Raw genomic sequence first — 18,353 nt, forward strand, 5'->3', positions numbered from 1 at the left:
GCGCCTTTCGGCAGAGTTTCTGGCAGGTAAAACGTTAGGGAAAGCTTGCCTTTGCCTGGTTAGGTAACGCATCCTGCGTCAAACGCGTGCAACGCGCGCGCAGATGACACAGGGGAGGAGTAGTCATGCCATTCGCGACGATTGCAGACAAACGGGCGGTAGAGGCAGAGATGCCATGGGACAAACGCGATGTGCCAGCGACGTTTTATGAGTTGCTGAGCAATACCGCCGGGAAATTCCCGAAACACAACGCGGTGAGCTATCAGTTGTTTTCTGGGCCAACAGATAAGGCAGAAACTCTGAATTGGTCCGAGTTGCATGCCAAGGCTACTCAAACTGCCAATTTATTTCGCAAGCTCGGTGTCGGTGAAAAGGACGTCGTCGCTTATGTTCTGCCTAATGCGAACGAGACGATCTTGGCGTTGCTTGGTGGTATGATCGCCGGCATCGTAAACCCGATCAATCCATTGCTGGAAGCGGATCAAATTGCCGCGATTTTACGGGAAACGAATGCAAAGGTCGTTGTGACGCTAAAAGCGTTTCCAAAAACCGACGTTGCTCAGAAAACAGCGGAAGCTGTTCGCCATGCGCCCAATGTGAAGACGGTTCTTGAGGTTGATCTCAACCGGTATTTGACGCCGCCAAAAAGCTGGATTGTGCCGTTGGTACGTCCGAAAAACCCGACAGATCACCATGCTAAGATAATGAACTTCAACACTGAAGTTGCAAAGCAAAACACCACGCTTGATTTTAAGGACAGCGCCGGTGATCGTGTCGCCGCCTATTTCCATACGGGTGGTACAACGGGCATGCCAAAGGTGGCTCAGCACACTTACAATGGCATGATTTACAATGGTTGGATCGGCGATACGCTGCTCTATACCGAAGAGGATAATCTGATTTGTCCGCTGCCTTTGTTCCACGTTTTTGCGGTTCATGTAATTTTGATGGCGGCCATAACCAGCGGTGCGCACGTGATCTTTCCGACGCCTCAGGGCTATCGCGGTGACGGGGTGTTTGACAATTTCTGGAAGCTGATTGAACGCTGGAAAGTGACGTTCATTATTACAGTTCCAACCGCGATTTCGGCTCTGATGCAGCGCCCTGTTGATGCGGATGTGAGCACCGTAAAGAACGCGTTCTCGGGATCGGCACCTTTACCGCTGGAGCTATTCAAACGATTTGAAGCGGCAACAGGCGTTCAAATCATCGAAGGATATGGGTTGACCGAAGCGACCTGCCTTGTGTCTTGCAACCCTGTTGATGGTGAAAAGAAAGTTGGATCGATCGGGATTACCTTCCCGTATACCGATGTGAAAATTCTCAAAGATACACCAAGTGGCGCAATTGAATGCGGCGTTGATGAAATCGGTGAAATTTGCATTTCTAATCCGGGTATTTCGGTTGGTGCGACCTATACCGAAGCGGATAAAAACGTCGGATTGTTCCATGGCGATTATCTGCGCACGGGGGATCTGGGGCGCTACGATGCGGACGAGTATTTGTGGATCACCGGGCGTGCGAAAGACCTGATCATTCGCGGCGGCCACAACATTGATCCTGCAGAAATTGAAGAAGCTCTGCTAGGACACAACGCAGTTGCTTTTGCGGGGGCGATTGGTCAGCCAGATGCACATGCAGGTGAGCTACCTTGCGCGTTTGTTGAGCTGGTCGATGGTGCGACAGTGACAGAAAAAGAACTGATCGAGTTCTGCGATACGCATGTCCATGAGAAAGCGGCGCGACCCAAGCATCTTACAATTTTGGAAGAATTGCCAAAGACTGCGGTTGGCAAAGTATTCAAGCCCGATCTGCGTAAGATGGCGATAATCCGTGTCTACAATCAGGCACTTGAAAAGGCGGGCGTCGCTGCGCGTGTTGAAGCGGTGATTGATGACAAGAAACGTGGCCTTGTTGCGCAACTGTCTGCGAGCGGTGAAGATGATGCCGCGATTACAGCAGTGCTCGGTAGCTTTACGCGCCCATGGGAATGGGTCAGCGCATAACCTTCTGCGAAGGTTATGCCTTGCAAAATCCTTATGCTAAGGATTTGCGTCAGCTCTTCGGGGCTGGCGCGCCGCCTTCAAAGGCATTGCCGTTCGCGTAATCACAGGGCTCTTCCTGCATTTGCAGATGTAGACCGTCGCCTGTGTACGGGTGAGCGCGCGCCAAAGCTTCATCCACATCAATCCCAAGGCCAGGCGCGCTTGGCGGCGTGATGAACCCATCCTCGACGCGAATGCTGCCCTTGATCAGCGCATCATGGAATGGCGTTTCAATCGTTTCCGCCATCAGAATATTCGGGATCGACGCGGCCAGATGAATGTTCGCGGCCCATTCCACGGGGCCCGCATATAGATGCGGCGCCATCTGCGCATTGAACACTTCAGCAATTGCAGCCGTCTTCTTCATTTCCCAAATACCGCCTGCGCGCCCCAATGCAGGTTGCAAAATTTCCGCAGCTCCCGCGCGTAGAACCGCTGCGAATTCGGACTTTGTCGTCATCCGCTCGCCTGTGGCGACAGGGATGCGCACAGCGCGCGCCACGCGGGCCATATCCTCGATGTGATCAGGCGGTGTCGGCTCCTCGAACCAGAGCGGCGAATAGGGCTCAAGCGCTTGACCCAAGCGGATCGCGCCCGCCGTATTGAACTGCCCATGCGTGCCAAACAACAGGTCCGCCTTATCGCCCACCGCAGCGCGGATGGCTTTGCAGAAAGCCACCGACTGGCTGATATCGCTCATCGCAGGCATATGCCCGCCGCGCATCGTATAGGGGCCAGCTGGGTCAAATTTCACTGCCGTATAGCCGCGCGCGACTGCATCAGCGGCGCTTTCGGCGGCCATCTGGGGCGAGGTCCAGAACTCTGTCATATCATGGTGCGGCAGCGGATAGAGATAGGTATAGGCGCGAATGCGCTCGTTCATTTTCCCGCCCAGCAGAGCATAAACAGGACGTTCGCGCGCTTTGCCAAGGATATCCCAGCAGGCAATCTCAAGACCCGAAAACGCACCCATGACGGTCAGATCAGGCCGCTGCGTAAAGCCGGAGGAATAGACGCGGCGGAACATCAACTCGATATTTTCGGGGTTTTCGCCCTGCATGTGCCGCTCGAACACATCTTCGATCACGGGGCGCATCGCCTCTGGCCCGATAGAGGAAGCATAACATTCCCCCCAGCCGACAATCCCCGTGTCTGTCGTGACTTTGACCAAGATCCAATAGCGCCCGCCCCAACCGGGGGCAGGGGGCGCGGTGACGATAATCTCCAGGTCTTGCAGCTTCATGAGAACATAATCACATTTCGTTTGGCGGAGCCTGACTTGGTATCGGCAATCGCCTCGTTGATCTGATCCAAAGTCCAGCGCCCCGAGATCAGCTCATCCAGTTTCAAGCGCCCTTGCCCGTACATATCCACCATCCATGGAATATCGCGCTGGATCACCACATCGCCCATCTTAGAGCCTTTCATGCCCTGACCGACGGCAGCCATGTTCACAGGCTCGTAAACTGCCTTCGCGCCAGAGTGGGGCATGCCGACCATGATCACCTGACCACCATAGGCCAAATATTGCGGGGCTTGCTCATAGGCGGGAATAGCGCCGACGGTGACGATAACCGCATCCGCGCCGCGCCCCATCGCCGCTTTGGCCGCGCGCCAAGGCTTTTCAACAGTCGCCAGAACACCGTCCGTTGCGCCAAAGCTCTTGGCAATCTCTAGCTTTTCTTCGCTCATATCCACAGCCACGATGCGCCGCGCACCCGCGATACGCGCGCCTTGGATCGCGTTCAGTCCTACGCCGCCCGCGCCGATGACAACAACGTCTTGCCCCGCACGCAGCTCTGCTGCGTTGATCACCGCACCAACGCCCGTAATCACGCCGCAGGCGAGCAAGGCGGCGGCATCCTTTGGAATATCTGGTGCAATCTTCACCACTTGGCGCTGATCGACGACAACCTTCTCGGCAAATGCTCCGCAGGCCATGGCCTGATGCAGCTTGCCACCATCTGCGGTCTTCAAAGGCCCGTGATCCCCATCATAAGGCGTTGAGCAAAGCGTCGGTGCACCCTCCGCGCAGGAGGAGCAATTCCCACAAGCGCGGATTAGCGTAACCACAACGCTATCGCCCTCGCTCAAACCTACGACACCAGTCCCAACGTTGGAAACAATGCCCGCCGCCTCATGCCCATAGACCGCAGGGAGCGAGCCGCCCCAACCGCCGTCAATAAAGGTAATGTCGGAATGGCAGATCGCCACCGCATCCAGTGTGACTTCGATCTCGCCCATCTCAGGGCCGCGCAATTGCACGTCGTCGATAGTAAGAGGCGCGCCAAATTCATGGCAAACGGCGGCTTTGATTGTAGACATATGTTTCTCCCGAACTGAGGTTCAGGGTTGCGCAAGCCTCGCGCGCTCACAAGCCACTTTCCGACATTGTGCGCCGTTTATGACGCTACGGAAGCCCGTTTGCGCATTTGGAAGATCACAACCGAGATTGCCATCAGAACCGCGGCAATCAGGAAGGGCGCGCCGGGTGCGTAGATCGGCGTATCAGACGCCGTGAAGTAGGCAAAGCTACGGGTCATGATGAGTGGCGCGAGAATTGCGGAGAGGGATCCGACCGAGGTTAAAACGCCTTGCAATTCTCCCTGTGCATCATTGCTCACCCGCCGCGACATGATCCCTTGCAATGCGGGCAGGCCAATTGCTCCGAGCGCGTTAAGCGGGATCAGTAGCAGCAACAGCGTGCCAGAGGTGATAAAGGCGACGACCACTAGCATCACCGTTTCCAGACCGAGGCCGATCACAACCGTGCGCCGATGCCCAAAGCGATTGATCGCAGGTTGCACCAGAAAGCCTTGTACCAACCCGAAGCAAAGCCCGTAGACCGCTAAAGACACCCCGATCATTCCGGGAGACCATTCAAAGCGTTCGACCGTGTAATAGGCCCAAACCGCAGGATAAACGAAATTTGCGATCTGGAAGAAAAAGAACACAGTCAACAGCGCGCCTAGACCGGGAAAGCTGCCGATGGATTTGAACGCGCCGAAGGGGTTGGCGCGCTTCCAGTCAAAGGCGCGGCGCGTGGCGTCGGTGACGCTTTCGCGCAGGATGTACCAACCGAACGCCGCATTTGCGAGCGCGAGAACAGCCGCCGCCCAGAACGGCGCGCGCGTGCCAAATTCCGCCAGAACGCCGCCGATGACAGGGCCGAGAACAAAACCAATGCCAAAGCCCGCGCCGATCAGGCCGAAGTTCGCGGCCTTTTCATCGGGTTTGGAGACATCGGCGACATAGGCCGCGGCGGTGGCGTGGGTGGCGGCAGTGATCCCGCCGATGATCCGCCCGATCAGAAGCAGCCAGATCGTGCCAGCTACCGCCATTAGCACATAGTCAAACGCCATTATGACAAGCGAAATCACAAGAATTGGCTTGCGGCCGAAGCGATCCGAGAGCGAGCCGATAATCGGGCCAAACAGGAACTGCATCGCGGCAAAGGTGGTCGCAAGAATACCGCCCCAAACTGCCGCGTCGCCCAAATCACCGCCGTCCACTTCGCGCAGCAGGTCGGGCATCACCGGCATGATCAGCCCGATCCCCATCGCATCAATCGCGACGGTAGCAATAATGAAATAGATGGGCAGGCGAGACGTCGTCATAGGGCGGCCAGTTTGGGTTGTCTGAATTGAGCGCGAGAGTTGCCTAGTTTACGGGGTAGCGCAACAGGACTTGTTAAAGGGCCAGATCAGTTGGCGACAGATCTGACGCGGTTTGGGATAAGACTTGCTTGATTGGAACAACCCGATGCTGCGCGGCTCATTTGTCTCAGCGGGATTGAAATAGGTGCCAAACAGGTGATCCCATAAAACCAATGCACGGCCAAGATTTTTCGTCCCTTCGCTTGGCGCGCTGGAATGATGCCAGCGGTGCAATGCGTTGGTGTTAAAGACGCGATTTAGAAACCCAAATTCAAAGCGAACATTGCTGTGCTGGAACAACAGGATGGGCATGGAAAGTGCGGTATAGGCAAGCAATGCTTCTTGGTTAAAGCCAAGCGCAAGCGGTGGTAGGAAGGCGATGACGTGGTTAAGCACGTGGTTAAGTGGATGAAAGCGAAAGTTGTTGAGGGTGTACAAGCGCTCGCTCGCGTGGTGCATCGCATGCAAGGCCCACAGGCTGGGGTAACGGTGGTGCGCGAAATGGCTAAGCCATGAACCGAGTTCGATGATCAACGTAACCGCGATCACTTGTTGCCAAAGCGGCATCGCCAAACCAGCCCCAAGATCTGGCAAAAGAGCGAGGATCAAGAAGGGTGAGAGATATTTCAAACCGCTGTCCAATGCTCCGAAGATCAACGCGAACGACGCAATATCGCCCTTTGTGTCGCCTTGCCCTTCGTTCCAATTGGGATGCAGGGGAAAGACGCGTTCCAGCCCGAGCGAGAGTCCGATCAACCCCAGTGCTGCGCCCGACAGAAGCAAATCTTGATCTGCTGTGCCACGGGTTAGAATAAAGAGCAGCGCCATTGCCGCGATTAGGCCAAGCAGAAAAAACTGCGATGCAATGCGTGCTGTCATTGGGTCTCATCCTCCGCGCAGCAGCAAAGCTCTGAGATCAGCCCCGCAATTTGCGACAGGCTTGTCAGGTCAGGTTTAATGATGGTTTTGCGACCCTCTGCAATGCGTTGGATCACATGGCCCATTTCCATCTCGCGCAAATGATGTGCAAGGGTCGAAGGCGGAATTTTTGTGCGTTCCGCGACTTCGCCAGCCGTAAGCCCGTTTGTTGCATGCGGCATCAAGGCAAGAAGAATGTCAACGCGCGAGGCGTGAGAGAGGGCCGAGAAGCTCTCGGCAATTTTGTGCGAAGGAATCATTCGATTAAACTAGTTTTCTAGATTAATCGAGTCAACCCTGCTAAATCACAACATCAAATCTCAAGCCAGGCCTCGGCTGCGCTTGCTTCATTAAGATGAAAACTTTTGATTTCTAGGTGCGGGATCAGCGCGCCCTCAAACTCTGCTGCTGTTCGAATCCAGCTGTGGTCGGCAAGAACTGCGCATTTTTCATACTTGCCAAGCAGCTTGAACATTTTCGGCAGTTCTAGAAACTCGGCTCCAATTGCGCCCAATGTGGGAAGATCGAAGTCAGTGATCGTGTAAAGAAGCGCGCCCTTTTCAACATCTTCTGAGAGGCGGATAAGCTCTTCTAACCCAGCAGTCATTATGTTGGCGTCAATGCCGCCATCTATTTCGATATCAACGCGGTTCTCTTTGGGTTTGGTCACGGTGAACATGGTCGAGCCTCCTGTGCTTTAACCAAAGCGTTGCACAGTTTGTGATCAACTACCTTGATCCGCGTCAAACGTTCCTGTGAACTATTTGAATTAGCCCCATAGGGATGGCTCCATCCAAGGTGTCGGCAGCTTTAACGAAGCTGCATCCACTGAGGCTTTGCCGATTTTGTAGGATTGCCATGCGTCACGCCATTTTTCGGGAATAGGATAGCAAGGTTGAACGTGTCGCTCAGGGGTAAAGCCTGCCCGCGAATAATAACCAGGATCACCAAGCACGAAGACTTGCGCAACGCCCTGAGCTTTCAGTGCGTCTAGACCTGCTTTGATCAATGCGCTTCCGATACCCTGTCTTTGCCGAGCAGGCGAGACCGCCATAGGCCCCAACAATGCGCCGTGCCCTGATAGATCGCGTGTAAAGAGAATATGCCCGACAAGACCGTCGTTCTCAAAGGCACAGAGCGACGTGACTTGGTATTCCCCGCCGAGCAATTGCGCGATCAGCCCTGTCAGATCCTCGTCAGAAAAAGCCAAAGGATATAGCGCCAAAATCTGTGCAAGATCATCCGCACATGATGCGCGTATAGCCAAATCAGTCATAAAGCCCTTTCTCGTAGTCGCGTTCAACTTAGCAAGATTTATCAATTTGAAGTCAGCTACGAAATCTTCATAGTGAAAATGGAGAAATAAAATGAGCAAACAAGCCCAAGGAACATCTGTTGCCTATTACGATCGTATCGGCCGTGTGAGCAACCATATCCATGACAATCTAGATGCGCCGCTTGATCTGGATACGCTTGCAGATGTCGCGGCTATGTCGCGGTTTCATTGGCATCGTGTTTACCGCGCTGTGATGGGGGAAACTGCGGCGCAAACTGTCAAACGCTTGCGCCTTGCGCGTGCCGCGTCCGAGCTTTCAAACAGCGCAATCCGCATTCCTGAAATCGCAAAACGCGCTGGCTATTCGAGTGATGTTGCGTTCTCCCGAGCTTTTTCGGGGGCATACGGGACGTCGCCAGGGAACTATCGCAAAACAGGAACCCATGTGGCTCTGCTGGAAGCGGCCCAAGCGGCGAATGCAGGTGCTTTCCCGATGCAAGTTCGTGAGTTGCCCGAGGCCCATGCGCTCGGGGCGCACCGCACTGGCACCTATATGGGGATCGACAAAGCCTTTGGAGAACTCATGGCAACACTGGGTGAGGCAGGTAAACTCTCTGAAATGATTGGCGCATATGGTGTCTTTTTCGATGATCCTGATGCGCTGCCTGATGGAGAGCTTCGCTCAGCTGCTGCTGCGCTCTTTGGTACACCAAGCGAGCCTATCGGGACGCTAAAGCCAATGACGATCGCTGGCGGCAATTACGCGGTTCTTAGTCACAAGGGCCCTTATTCAGATATGCGGGCAGCCTATGATTGGTTGTTTGGTATCTGGTTGCCTGAAAGCGGGCATGAGCTTCGCGATGCGCCGATCTTGGAAGCCTATTTGAACGATCCGAAAACAACCGCGCCCGCAGAGTTGCTGTCAGAGATCCTTTTACCAATTGAGGTAGCTTAACATGACGCTTGATATGCCGACGCCGGTTTCTGAGGTCTTTGCGACTTATCCAGAAGATGCGCGCAGCAGATTGCTTGAGTTGCGTGCCATCATTTTTGAAGAAGCCGCGCGTCTCGAAGTGGGGGCGTTGGAGGAAACGCTCAAATGGGGTGAGCCTGCTTACCTAACAGCAAAAACCAAGGCGGGCAGTACGATCCGCATGGCTTGGAAGGATAAGTCACCTAACTCTTGCAGCCTCTATTTTAATTGCAACACGGATTTGGTGCCCCGCATGAGCGAAGCCTTTCCTTTTGAGTTCAAGTATATTGGCAACCGAGAAGTTGCGATGCGGCTTGATGAAGAATTGCCAGATTTCGCGGCCCGTGCTTTGGTTTCTATGGCGCTAACCTATCATCGTAACAAATAAAATAAGCCCCGCCACAAATGCGGCAGGGCCTTTTGAAAATTCCAGAAACCGACGATTATACGGCTCTTTTCAAAGCCTCGCCTAGATCGGTTTTCTCCCAAGAGAAACCGCCGTCTGCGTCAGGCTCACGACCAAAATGGCCGTAGGCCGCAGTGCGCTCGTAGATCGGACGATTCATTTGAAGATGCTCACGGATGCCGCGCGGTGTGAGGTCCATGCATTGCTCAACCGCTTTTTCGATCTCCGCATCACCGACTTGGCCTGTACCAAACGTATCGCAATAGATCGACAATGGCTTTGATACGCCGATCGCGTAAGACAATTGAATCGTGCAACGATCCGCCATGCCCGCGGCAACGACGTTCTTAGCTAGATAGCGCGCCGCATAAGCTGCTGAGCGATCAACTTTGGTAGGATCTTTTCCAGAAAACGCGCCGCCACCGTGCGGAGCCGCGCCGCCATAGGTATCGACGATAATTTTACGGCCCGTAAGGCCCGCATCGCCGTCAGGTCCACCAATTACAAATGTGCCGGTGGGGTTAACCCACCATTCCGTCGCATCTGTGATCCAGCCGGATGGAAGCACCTCGCGGATATAGGGTTCGACAATGGCGCGAATGTCGTCAGACGTCTGGCTCTCGTCACGATGCTGTGTGGACAGAACGATAGAAGAGACGCCAACAGGTTTGCCGTTTTCATAAACTACGGACAGCTGGGATTTAGCGTCCGGGCGCAGAGTGGGTTCTGTTCCGTCTTTGCGCACTTCCGCAAGGCGGCGCAAAATAGCGTGGGAATATTGGATCGGTGCAGGCATGAGTGCATCGGTTTCATTCGTTGCATAGCCGAACATGATGCCCTGATCGCCAGCACCTTCGTCTTTGTCTTTCGCGCTATCAACGCCCTGTGCAATGTGGGCGGATTGCTCATGCAGAAGGTTGGTGATTTCGACAGTTTCATGATGAAACTTGTCCTGCTCGTAACCGACGTCCTTGATGCAAGCGCGCGCAATGTCCTCAATTCGACCCATGTATTCTTTGAGCTTGGATTGATCGGCCAAGCCGACTTCGCCGCCAATGACGACACGGTTTGTTGTTGCAAATGTTTCTGCTGCAACCCGCGCTTCTGGTTCTTCAGAAAGGAAAGCATCAAGAACAGCATCGGAGATGCGGTCGCAAATTTTGTCGGGGTGCCCTTCGGAAACGGATTCCGAAGTGAATGTATAATTCTGCCGTGTCATGGATAGTGCTCCAGTAAGTTACCTCGCCACGTCAGGAAGCCGTTGTAGCGATCATGGGATGGGCCTACGCCCGCTTGTTTCTCGCGTCAATCCTTGCGCGAGCGATAAGGCATAAGTGTGGCCGCAAGGAGGAAAAGCAAGGCAATGAGTGACGGAAAATCTCCCAAACGCGCATAAAAAGTTTTCGCAACACTTGGAGGCAGTGGGGTGTCTATATACCCCGATTGTCCCAGTGGGATGAAATCAAGCACCCGTCCATGGGCGTCAATCGTGGCTGTGATGCCGGTATTTGCACTGCGCAATAGGGGCAGACCTTGCTCGATTGCTCGAAATTGCGTTTGCACAAGGTGCTGATAGGGGCCAGACCATGTGCCGAACCATGCGTCATTGGTCACGTGAAGCAAAAAGGTTGGGCGCTCTTTTATGGCATTCAGTTCATGGGGAAAAATCGCCTCATAACAGATGAGCGGCAAAGCAGCGCCGAGCGCTCCGAGGTCTATCAGCTCTGGTCCGGGGCCAGCTGCGAAGCCACCAAAAGTTTCGGTCAGTGTACTCATGCCCAAGCTGCTTAGCAGACCATCAAAAGGCAGGTATTCACCAAAAGGGACAAGATGGTGTTTGTCGTAGACTTGGCCGATTTCGCCGTCCGCTTGCAAAACGGCAAGGCTGTTGAAAGCGCTTCGAGCTTCGTAACGCTGCGCACCAATAAGAACGGGCGTGCCATCTGCGGCTTGGGCAATATGCTCTAAAGTGCGTTCTGCGTCGTTAAGCCAATTGGGAAGCGAGGTTTCGGGCCAGATGATCAGGTCGGGTTTTGGCATCGCCGACGTCGCTTCGATCTGACGGCGAAAGAAGATCGAGGCAAATTCAGGGTCCCACTTTTGGTGTTGTGGCGCGTTGGGCTGGGTGAGGCGAACGACAGGCGCGCTGGTTTCTGCTTGGCTCGCGCCGCGTAGGGATATCGTGCCCGCTCCGGCAAGGGCCATCAATCCAAGCACACTCACAACGTTGCTTTTTCTTTGCTCGGTCAGGACGGGGAGCGCGGCAAGAAATAGTGTCAGCGCGCCAAGGCCGTGCGGGCCAGTCCATGCTGCGATTTGTGCGATGGGAGTGTCCACCCATGCATAGGCTTGAAGGCCCCAAGGGAACCCTGTGAACAGGGTGCTACGCGCATATTCAGCCAAGGGCCAAAGTGCCAGAATGCTCGCGGGTCGCCCGAAACGCGCGGCGATTGCGAAGGGCAGCGCCCAGAAAAGCGCGAGCCCCCCTGCCATGCCAACCAATGCGAAGGGGGCCATCCAGCCGTGCTTGGTTATGTCAACCAAGAACGGTTCGACAATCCAGATGAGTGAGGCAGCGAAATAGCTGGTGCCGATCGCCCATCCTGTCCATGCAGCGCGCTTGCTCGTTTCGCTGGCCTTGAGAAGCCACACGGAGAGTGAAAAGCCAGCAAGCATCAAAGGCCACCAGCCAATCGGAGCCTGCCCTGCGGCGAACCAAAGCCCTGCTATGATACAGAGCGCGAAATGGATGCGCCTCTCGCTCATTCCTTATTCGGCAGGTGGCGGTGTGAGCCGGACGCGCAGACGCTTGATACGGCGCGGGTCGGCGTCGATGACTTCGAATTCATATCCTGCGGGGTGACGCACAACTTCACCGCGCGCGGGCACATGACCTGCGAGCATGAAGACAAGACCACCGAGCGTTTCGATTTCTTCTTCGTCTATCTCTTCGTCTTCGGTGAGGTGAATGCCAATGGCATCCTCGAATTCATCAAGCGGGGCTTTTGCTTGCGCAAGGTATTGACCGGGCTTCTCCAAGCTCCAAAGCTCTGCTTCCTCGGTGTCGTGTTCATCTTCGATTTCACCGATCACCTGTTCGATGAGATCTTCAATAGTTACAAGCCCGTCAACGCCGCCATATTCGTCAATCACCAACGCCATATGGCGCCGTTCGGTTTGCATTTTGGTTAGCAGAATTCCGATCGGCATAGAGGGCGGGACATACAGCAATGGGCGCAACATGGCTTGCAGATCAAACGCGGTATCGTTGCGGTTGAAGCCATGAAGAATCGCAAAGTCTTTGAGATGGGCAAAGCCAAGCGGCGTATCGAGTGTGCCGCGGTAAACAGGCAAGCGGGTCAGGCCGCTGTCTTTGAAAACCTCAAGCAGTTCTTCCTTTGACACATTCTCAGGAACGCAAGTAATGTCCGCCTTTGGAACGGCAACATCTTCAATCCGCATACGGCGTAAGTTGATCATTCCGTGCGGCTGCGCGCGCGGTGTGTTTTGAACCGGAGTGCTTTCGGGCGCGTTGTCTTGGGACGGGCTCAGCGCAGAAATGACGCGCGAGAAAAAGCCGCTGTCTTTGTCAGATGAAGTATCGTTATGTAATGGTTGCTCTACTGGCTGCGCGCTTTGCGCTGCGATAGAAGGGCCGTCAATGTCGCCCATGGCGCTTTGTAATCCTTATGTCATTTGGGCGTTTCTCTGCCCGATGCGGTTAATATGGGTTATCTATGCCCAGCGTGCCAAGTATCTCGACTTCGGTTTGTTCCATTAAAGTGGCATCAAGGTCACGAATATGATCGTAACCGAGCAAATGCAGCACCCCGTGGACAATCAAATGTGTGACATGATGCTGCATCGGTTTGCCGGCGGCCTTTGCTTCGCGCGCGCAGGTGTCAAAGCTGATTGCGATATCGCCTAGTTCTGCGTCCATTGGGAGAGTAGGGGCGTCGGGGATTGCGCCGTCGCTCTCAGCTGCGCGATCGCTAGAGGGCCAAGAGAGCACATTCGTGGGCGTTGGTTTGCTGCGAAATTCTGTGTTAAGGTCGGCAATTCGGGTGTCGTCGCATGCAAGGATAGCGATTTCAAATGCGCTCGGGTCAAGCGCCAGGTGTCGCAGAGTTGCTTGCGCCGCGGCTTCGGCGAGCGTTTCAAAGTCGGTGTTGTGCCAGCGCTGATCTTCATAGAGCGTGTCGGTCAACATGGCGTTCACGTGAAGCCGGGGGCCAGCCCCCAGACCCCCGGGATGTTTTTGGAGAGAGGAAACATGGGTCTTAGGTCTTTTTACGCGCGAGCATTGCTTCGTGATCTGCTTCGTAGGCTTCGATGATCGCCGCGACAAGTGGGTGGCGCACGACATCTTTTGAGGTGAAATAATTGAAGCTGATTGAAGGAAGGCGACTGAGAAGGCGTTCCGCATCGGCCAGTCCAGACGGGACGCCGCGGGGCAAGTCGATTTGGGTTCTGTCGCCAGTGATGACCATGCGAGACCCTTCGCCAAGGCGCGTGAGGAACATTTTCATCTGCATTGTTGTGGCGTTTTGGGCCTCGTCCAGAACCACAAAGGCATTTGAAAGCGTGCGGCCGCGCATAAAGGCGAGCGGTGCGATTTCGATCCGTTTGTCTTCGAGCAGCTTGGTCAATTGTTTGGCAGGTAGAAAGTCGTTTAAAGCATCGTAAAGTGGTTGCATGTAGGGATCGACTTTGTCCTTCATATCGCCCGGCAGGTAGCCAAGCTTTTCGCCTGCTTCAACGGCAGGGCGCGAGAGGATGATTTTGTCCACATGGCCGCCGATGAACATCGACACGCCAACCGCGACTGCAAGGTAAGTTTTGCCTGTTCCCGCAGGGCCAATTCCAAAGGCAAGTTCATTGTCAAAGAGCGACTTAACATAGCCCTTTTGGGCGTCTGTGCGTGGCTCTACCAGTTTCTTGCGCGTTTTGATTTCGATGTGATCGCCTTTGAACATCTCGATCTGATCACCGCTGGGTTCATCGCTGAGGACGTTTCGTGGGGTGAGGCCCATGCGTAATTCTCGGTCGATGTCACCAGCTTCGACGGGTTTGCCGGCTTCGAGGCGCGCATAGAGGGTGCCAATGACCTCAATTGCTGCAGCGCGTGCGTCAGGATCGCCCATGATGACCAACCGGTTGCCGCGCCGAATGATCTGGACCTCAGCACCCTTTTCAACCTGGCTCAAATTTTTATCGAACTCGCCACACAGATCAATGAGGAGACGATTGTCCGGGAATTCAATTTGGGCTTCTACGGCGTTCGGAAGGTCCGGCGATAGGGTGGTGGCAGTCACTCAGTTCTCCTGAAAATGGGTTGCTTTTTCATATATGTATGCGCTGCACGCAAAAAAACCGCAGGCGGGAGGCCTGCGGTTTGGAATGTCATGTGGTGATGGCTGAAGATCAGAGCGGATCCCCAAAGATGCTTGTTGCGCCGCCTTTGAATGGGCCAGTCGCGACGTTTGCAGGGGCTGCGCCTGAGCAGACAGGTTTGCCGTATTGATCGAGGCGTGCAGAAAGATAACCTTCAACACCATCGTCAATGATCCAGTGATCACAGCCGTTTGGATCAACCCAGATACCTGCGCGGAGCTGGCTAAGGTCTTTGCTGTCTGTGCCACGGTCAACGCCCTTGTCCGGGCCAATTCCTCCGCCTTCGCAGGCTGCCAAGGCAGACAGTGCGACAATCGCGAGGGTGAGTTTTGCGAGTTTCATATTCTTTCCTCAGCGAATGCAGATGATTTCAACACGGCGGTTTTGCGCCATGCCATTGCGTGTACCGTTGGATGCACGTGGCATACGCTCGCCATACCCGCGGACGTCGGCAACGCGAGCGCCTACGCTTTGAGCAACGGCGGCAACTGTTGTTGCGCGGTTATAAGAGAGACGCATGTTGTAGGCATCGGATGCGCGGCTGTCGGTATGACCGGCGATGATATAGGCAGAGGCGCTTGAGCTTTTGAAGAAGTTCATAAGCTGCTGGCGGCCAGATTGGCTGATGCGGTGGCTGTTGGTCGCAAAGAACTGATCGGAGTTCATGACGCCGCAAACATTGCCACGGCGGCAAACCGGGATGCCCTGACGGTTGGTGTGAGGCGTCATATAACCTTCTACGCCGTCGTCCATAACCCAGTGCTCGCATCCATCAGGGTCGACCCAGATGTTTGGAATGTAACGTTCGCCCAAAACTGTGCGCGATGTCCCCGTCGCCACGCCCTGAATTGCGCTGGCGACACCTTGGGTGTTGCCATACTGATGCGTACCATATTGCTGGGCTGACGCAGCGCCGCCAAGTGACAATGCACTTAGGCTGACAATTGCGACGCTTTTAGCAACGGTACGAAGTGCTTTGGAAAGTAAATTCGCCACAGCCGTTGTCCTTCGTCTTAAATCCCCCCAGAGCACCACCAGATAAGCGGTAGGTTCACTCTGCGTCCCACTAGATATCGGTCACCATAACAAATCTATGCCCCGTGTGAAGCATAATGTGTCAAGATTAAGGCAAGTTACGCCGCCAAAATGCTCTTCGGAAGGGGAAAAGCCAAGATATTAAGGCGTCCTAGCATTTTTGATGCCTTCCGCCCAATTCTTATTCAAGTTCAAGTAGATGCGATTCGCACCTGCGAGACAACCCGAGGCGTGCAAAGCATGCATCGCGCTAACTTTAAGTAATCATTGCGCCTGCAAGCGAGTTGCGAACGGCTTCGGTAATGCGCGCTGGAACCAGATCGCCAACTTTCGCGGTGCAGTCATTGATGTGGACGGCGTGAAGGTATTCGGATTTTCCGACCATCTGGCCGGGATCGCGCCCCGCCTTTTCGATCAAAACAGTGACGTCGCGCCCAACCATGCTTTGTTGAATTTCCATTTGCTGGCGGAAAATCAGCGCTTGAAGTCGTTGTAGACGCTCAGACGCCTCTGCATCGTCGACCTGAGCGCGTTCGGCGGCTGGCGTGCCCGGTCGCGTCGAATACTTGAAAGAATAAGCATAGCCGTAGCGCACCTCTTCGATCAGATCGAGTGTGGCTTGGAAGTCGGCTTCTGTTTCCTCCGGGAAGCCGACGATGAAATCGCCGGACATCAAAATATCAGGCCGGGATTTACGAATTTTCTCGATCAGGCGCAGGTAGCTCTCGGCAGTATGCGAGCGGTTCATCCGCTTGAGGATGCGATCTGAGCCAGATTGAACCGGCAAGTGCAGATAAGGCATAAGTTTGGCGCAATGCGCGTGCGCCTCGATCAAATCGTCTTGCATGTCATTCGGGTGTGAGGTGGTAAAACGGATACGCTCTAACCCATCGACTTTGTCGAGCTCCCAAATCAATTGCGCAAGGCCCCATTCGTTTCCGTCTGGTCCTGCGCCGTGATAGGCGTTGACGTTCTGGCCAAGCAACGTGAGTTCGCGCACGCCCCGTTCAACTAGGTCTTTGGCTTCATCAACAATGCGCTGCACTGGGCGAGAGACCTCAGCGCCGCGTGTATAAGGAACAACGCAAAACGCGCAAAACTTGTCGCAGCCTTCTTGTACCGTCAGAAAAGCAGCCGGTGCACGGCGCGCTTTCGGGCGGTTTTTCAGCGCTTCAAATTTGTCCTCAATCGGGAAATCGGTGTCGAGCGCTTTTTCGCCGCGCCGCGTCTTGGTTTCCATTTCGCCAAGGCGATGATAGCTTTGCGGGCCGACAACCAGATCAACGGCTGGCTGGCGGCGCATGATTTCTCTGCCCTCGGCTTGTGCAACGCAGCCAGCGACGCCGATCTTGAGATCAGGTTTGTTCGCTTTGAAGGCTTTCATGCGGCCGAGTTCGGAGTAAATCTTTTCGGCTGCTTTTTCGCGGATGTGGCAGGTGTTGAGCAGGATCATATCTGCATCATCAGGGGTTTTGGTCTCTTCATAGCCCTGCGCGCCCAGAGCTTCGCTCATGCGCTCGCTGTCATAGACGTTCATCTGGCAGCCGTAGGTTTTGATAAAGAGTTTTTTAGTCTCTGACATGGTAGAGTGCCCCTGAAGGTGTGCGCGCACACGCGCGTAGATTGGCGCGTGTTACATCATAAGTGAGGGCGCTTGCAATGCGCGCGCAAATGGCCGAATTTAGCGGCAGGAATTTGAAGAGGGAATGTGCCGTGCCGCGCTATTCATCGCTGAAACACTTCTTGTCCACTGGGAAAGACGCGTTGGCCAAAGGGCCTATTGCGATGATCTTTGTCGAAGACGACGTAGAAGTTGGTACAACCTTGCGCCATCACTTTGACTGTGGGTTCAAGCAGATCATTGTATTTATGCCCGACGCCTTCGAATTGCCCGATGATATCGTCAAGAAAACCCATCGCGTTACATATGACATGGCGCGTGATCGCGCTTTGGAAACCGCAGTAAACGCAATTATTGAAGCCGCGCCAGATACTTGGTTCTATTATTGTTACAACGCAGAATACCTGTTCTACCCGTTTTGCGAAACGCGTTCAGTGGGTGAAATGATCGCCTATAATATGGAAGAGCGGCGCGATACGATTCTGACCTATGTTGTCGATCTTTATGCGGATAATCTGAGAAAGTTTCCGAATGCCGTCTCGCTGGAGCATGCTCATATGGATCGCTCGGGGTATTACGCTTTGGCGCGCAACAAGCCAGGAACCGAGTGGCCCGAAGAGCGGCAGCTTGATTTCTTTGGTGGGCTGCGTTGGCGGTATGAAGAACATATCTCTGAAGCGAGCCGCAAAATTGATCGCGTTGGGCTGTTCAAGTCCTGCAAAGGTCTAGAGCTGCGAGCAAACCACACGTTTAATCTAGCCGAATACAATACCTATGCCTGCGAATGGCATCACAATTTATCGGCAGCGATCATGTCGTTCCGCACTGCAAAGGCGCTCAAGCGAAATCCGGGATCATCTTTCGATATCGAAACGTTCCAATGGCATAATTCATCGGCGTTTGAGTGGCATTCTCGCCAATTGCTTGATCTTGGTCTTATGGAGCCGGGGCAATGGTTTTGAGCGAGAGCCAAATTCTTCTGCGAAGAATTTGAAGTGGGGGCGTTGCCCCCACCTCAGCAAAGCTGAG

The 18,353-nt window shown here is 54.4% G+C and carries 19 protein-coding genes and 1 riboswitch; of the genes, 4 read left to right on the forward strand and 15 right to left on the reverse strand.

Annotated elements, in window-relative coordinates; genetic code table 11:
* The first annotated feature begins 125 nt into the window (after window positions 1–125).
* The gene (locus tag ACRBCU_RS00265; RefSeq protein WP_431363354.1) at window positions 126–2,006 is read left to right on the forward strand and encodes an acyl-CoA synthetase; all 1,881 of its coding nucleotides are present in this window, start codon (window positions 126–128) and stop codon (window positions 2,004–2,006) included.
* A 49-nt stretch (window positions 2,007–2,055) separates the two neighbouring features.
* Here the strand turns inward: ACRBCU_RS00265 and ACRBCU_RS00270 are convergent, their stop codons facing one another.
* The 7 genes from ACRBCU_RS00270 to ACRBCU_RS00300 form a co-directional block, all read right to left on the reverse strand.
* A complete protein-coding gene (locus tag ACRBCU_RS00270; RefSeq protein WP_431363355.1) occupies window positions 2,056–3,288 on the reverse strand; it encodes a mandelate racemase/muconate lactonizing enzyme family protein in 1,233 nt (410 codons plus the stop codon).
* Complete coding sequence (locus tag ACRBCU_RS00275) at window positions 3,285–4,370, reverse strand: Zn-dependent alcohol dehydrogenase (RefSeq protein WP_431363356.1); 1,086 nt, start codon at window positions 4,368–4,370, stop codon at window positions 3,285–3,287. The genes ACRBCU_RS00270 and ACRBCU_RS00275 overlap by 4 nt, the downstream gene beginning before the upstream one ends.
* A 77-nt stretch (window positions 4,371–4,447) precedes the next feature.
* Window positions 4,448–5,662, reverse strand: a complete 1,215-nt coding sequence (locus ACRBCU_RS00280) for a TCR/Tet family MFS transporter (RefSeq protein WP_431363357.1) — start codon at window positions 5,660–5,662, stop codon at window positions 4,448–4,450.
* Between the two features lie 48 nt (window positions 5,663–5,710).
* Window positions 5,711–6,580: a sterol desaturase family protein gene (locus ACRBCU_RS00285; RefSeq protein WP_431363358.1), complete on the reverse strand. Its 870-nt coding sequence runs from the start codon at window positions 6,578–6,580 to the stop codon at window positions 5,711–5,713.
* Window positions 6,577–6,879, reverse strand: a complete 303-nt coding sequence (locus ACRBCU_RS00290; protein ID WP_431363359.1) for an ArsR/SmtB family transcription factor — start codon at window positions 6,877–6,879, stop codon at window positions 6,577–6,579. The genes ACRBCU_RS00285 and ACRBCU_RS00290 overlap by 4 nt, the downstream gene beginning before the upstream one ends.
* 53 nt (window positions 6,880–6,932) lie before the next feature.
* Window positions 6,933–7,298: an STAS/SEC14 domain-containing protein gene (locus tag ACRBCU_RS00295; RefSeq protein WP_431363360.1), complete on the reverse strand. Its 366-nt coding sequence runs from the start codon at window positions 7,296–7,298 to the stop codon at window positions 6,933–6,935.
* A gap of 90 nt (window positions 7,299–7,388) precedes the next feature.
* Entirely contained in the window at window positions 7,389–7,895 is a 507-nt protein-coding gene (locus ACRBCU_RS00300; RefSeq protein ID WP_431363361.1) for a GNAT family N-acetyltransferase, read from the reverse strand.
* Window positions 7,896–7,986: 91 nt separating this feature from the next.
* Here ACRBCU_RS00300 and ACRBCU_RS00305 point away from each other — a divergent pair, with 91 nt between their 5' ends.
* The gene (locus ACRBCU_RS00305; RefSeq protein ID WP_431363362.1) at window positions 7,987–8,850 is read left to right on the forward strand and encodes an AraC family transcriptional regulator; all 864 of its coding nucleotides are present in this window, start codon (window positions 7,987–7,989) and stop codon (window positions 8,848–8,850) included.
* A gap of 1 nt (window position 8,851) precedes the next feature.
* Entirely contained in the window at window positions 8,852–9,256 is a 405-nt protein-coding gene (locus ACRBCU_RS00310; RefSeq protein WP_431363363.1) for a DUF1801 domain-containing protein, read from the forward strand.
* A 55-nt stretch (window positions 9,257–9,311) separates the two neighbouring features.
* Here ACRBCU_RS00310 and metK read toward each other — a convergent pair whose 3' ends face one another.
* The 8 genes from metK to miaB form a co-directional block, all read right to left on the reverse strand.
* Window positions 9,312–10,493, reverse strand: a complete 1,182-nt coding sequence (metK, locus tag ACRBCU_RS00315) for a methionine adenosyltransferase (RefSeq protein WP_431363364.1) — start codon at window positions 10,491–10,493, stop codon at window positions 9,312–9,314.
* Between the two features lie 6 nt (window positions 10,494–10,499).
* Window positions 10,500–10,547, reverse strand: a riboswitch (SAM-SAH riboswitch).
* A gap of 32 nt (window positions 10,548–10,579) precedes the next feature.
* Window positions 10,580–12,040, reverse strand: coding sequence for an apolipoprotein N-acyltransferase (gene lnt, locus ACRBCU_RS00320; protein ID WP_431363365.1), 1,461 nt, complete (start codon window positions 12,038–12,040; stop codon window positions 10,580–10,582).
* Between the two features lie 3 nt (window positions 12,041–12,043).
* Complete coding sequence (locus ACRBCU_RS00325) at window positions 12,044–12,946, reverse strand: hemolysin family protein (protein WP_431363366.1); 903 nt, start codon at window positions 12,944–12,946, stop codon at window positions 12,044–12,046.
* Window positions 12,947–12,995: 49 nt separating this feature from the next.
* Window positions 12,996–13,484, reverse strand: coding sequence for an rRNA maturation RNase YbeY (gene ybeY, locus ACRBCU_RS00330; RefSeq protein WP_431363367.1), 489 nt, complete (start codon window positions 13,482–13,484; stop codon window positions 12,996–12,998).
* A 70-nt stretch (window positions 13,485–13,554) separates the two neighbouring features.
* Complete coding sequence (locus ACRBCU_RS00335; protein ID WP_431363368.1) at window positions 13,555–14,589, reverse strand: PhoH family protein; 1,035 nt, start codon at window positions 14,587–14,589, stop codon at window positions 13,555–13,557.
* A gap of 109 nt (window positions 14,590–14,698) precedes the next feature.
* Complete coding sequence (locus ACRBCU_RS00340) at window positions 14,699–15,010, reverse strand: hypothetical protein (RefSeq protein ID WP_431363369.1); 312 nt, start codon at window positions 15,008–15,010, stop codon at window positions 14,699–14,701.
* Between the two features lie 9 nt (window positions 15,011–15,019).
* A complete protein-coding gene (locus ACRBCU_RS00345) occupies window positions 15,020–15,517 on the reverse strand; it encodes an OmpA family protein (RefSeq protein WP_431363716.1) in 498 nt (165 codons plus the stop codon).
* 442 nt (window positions 15,518–15,959) lie between these two features.
* A complete protein-coding gene (miaB, locus tag ACRBCU_RS00350; RefSeq protein ID WP_431363370.1) occupies window positions 15,960–17,285 on the reverse strand; it encodes a tRNA (N6-isopentenyl adenosine(37)-C2)-methylthiotransferase MiaB in 1,326 nt (441 codons plus the stop codon).
* A gap of 89 nt (window positions 17,286–17,374) precedes the next feature.
* On the opposite strand from miaB, the gene ACRBCU_RS00355 reads away from it, so the two are divergent.
* Window positions 17,375–18,286: a glycosyltransferase family 2 protein gene (locus tag ACRBCU_RS00355; RefSeq protein ID WP_431363717.1), complete on the forward strand. Its 912-nt coding sequence runs from the start codon at window positions 17,375–17,377 to the stop codon at window positions 18,284–18,286.
* Window positions 18,287–18,353 lie beyond the last annotated feature (67 nt).

The organism is Planktotalea sp., from assembly GCF_050633725.1.
GTDB lineage: Bacteria > Pseudomonadota > Alphaproteobacteria > Rhodobacterales > Rhodobacteraceae > Planktotalea.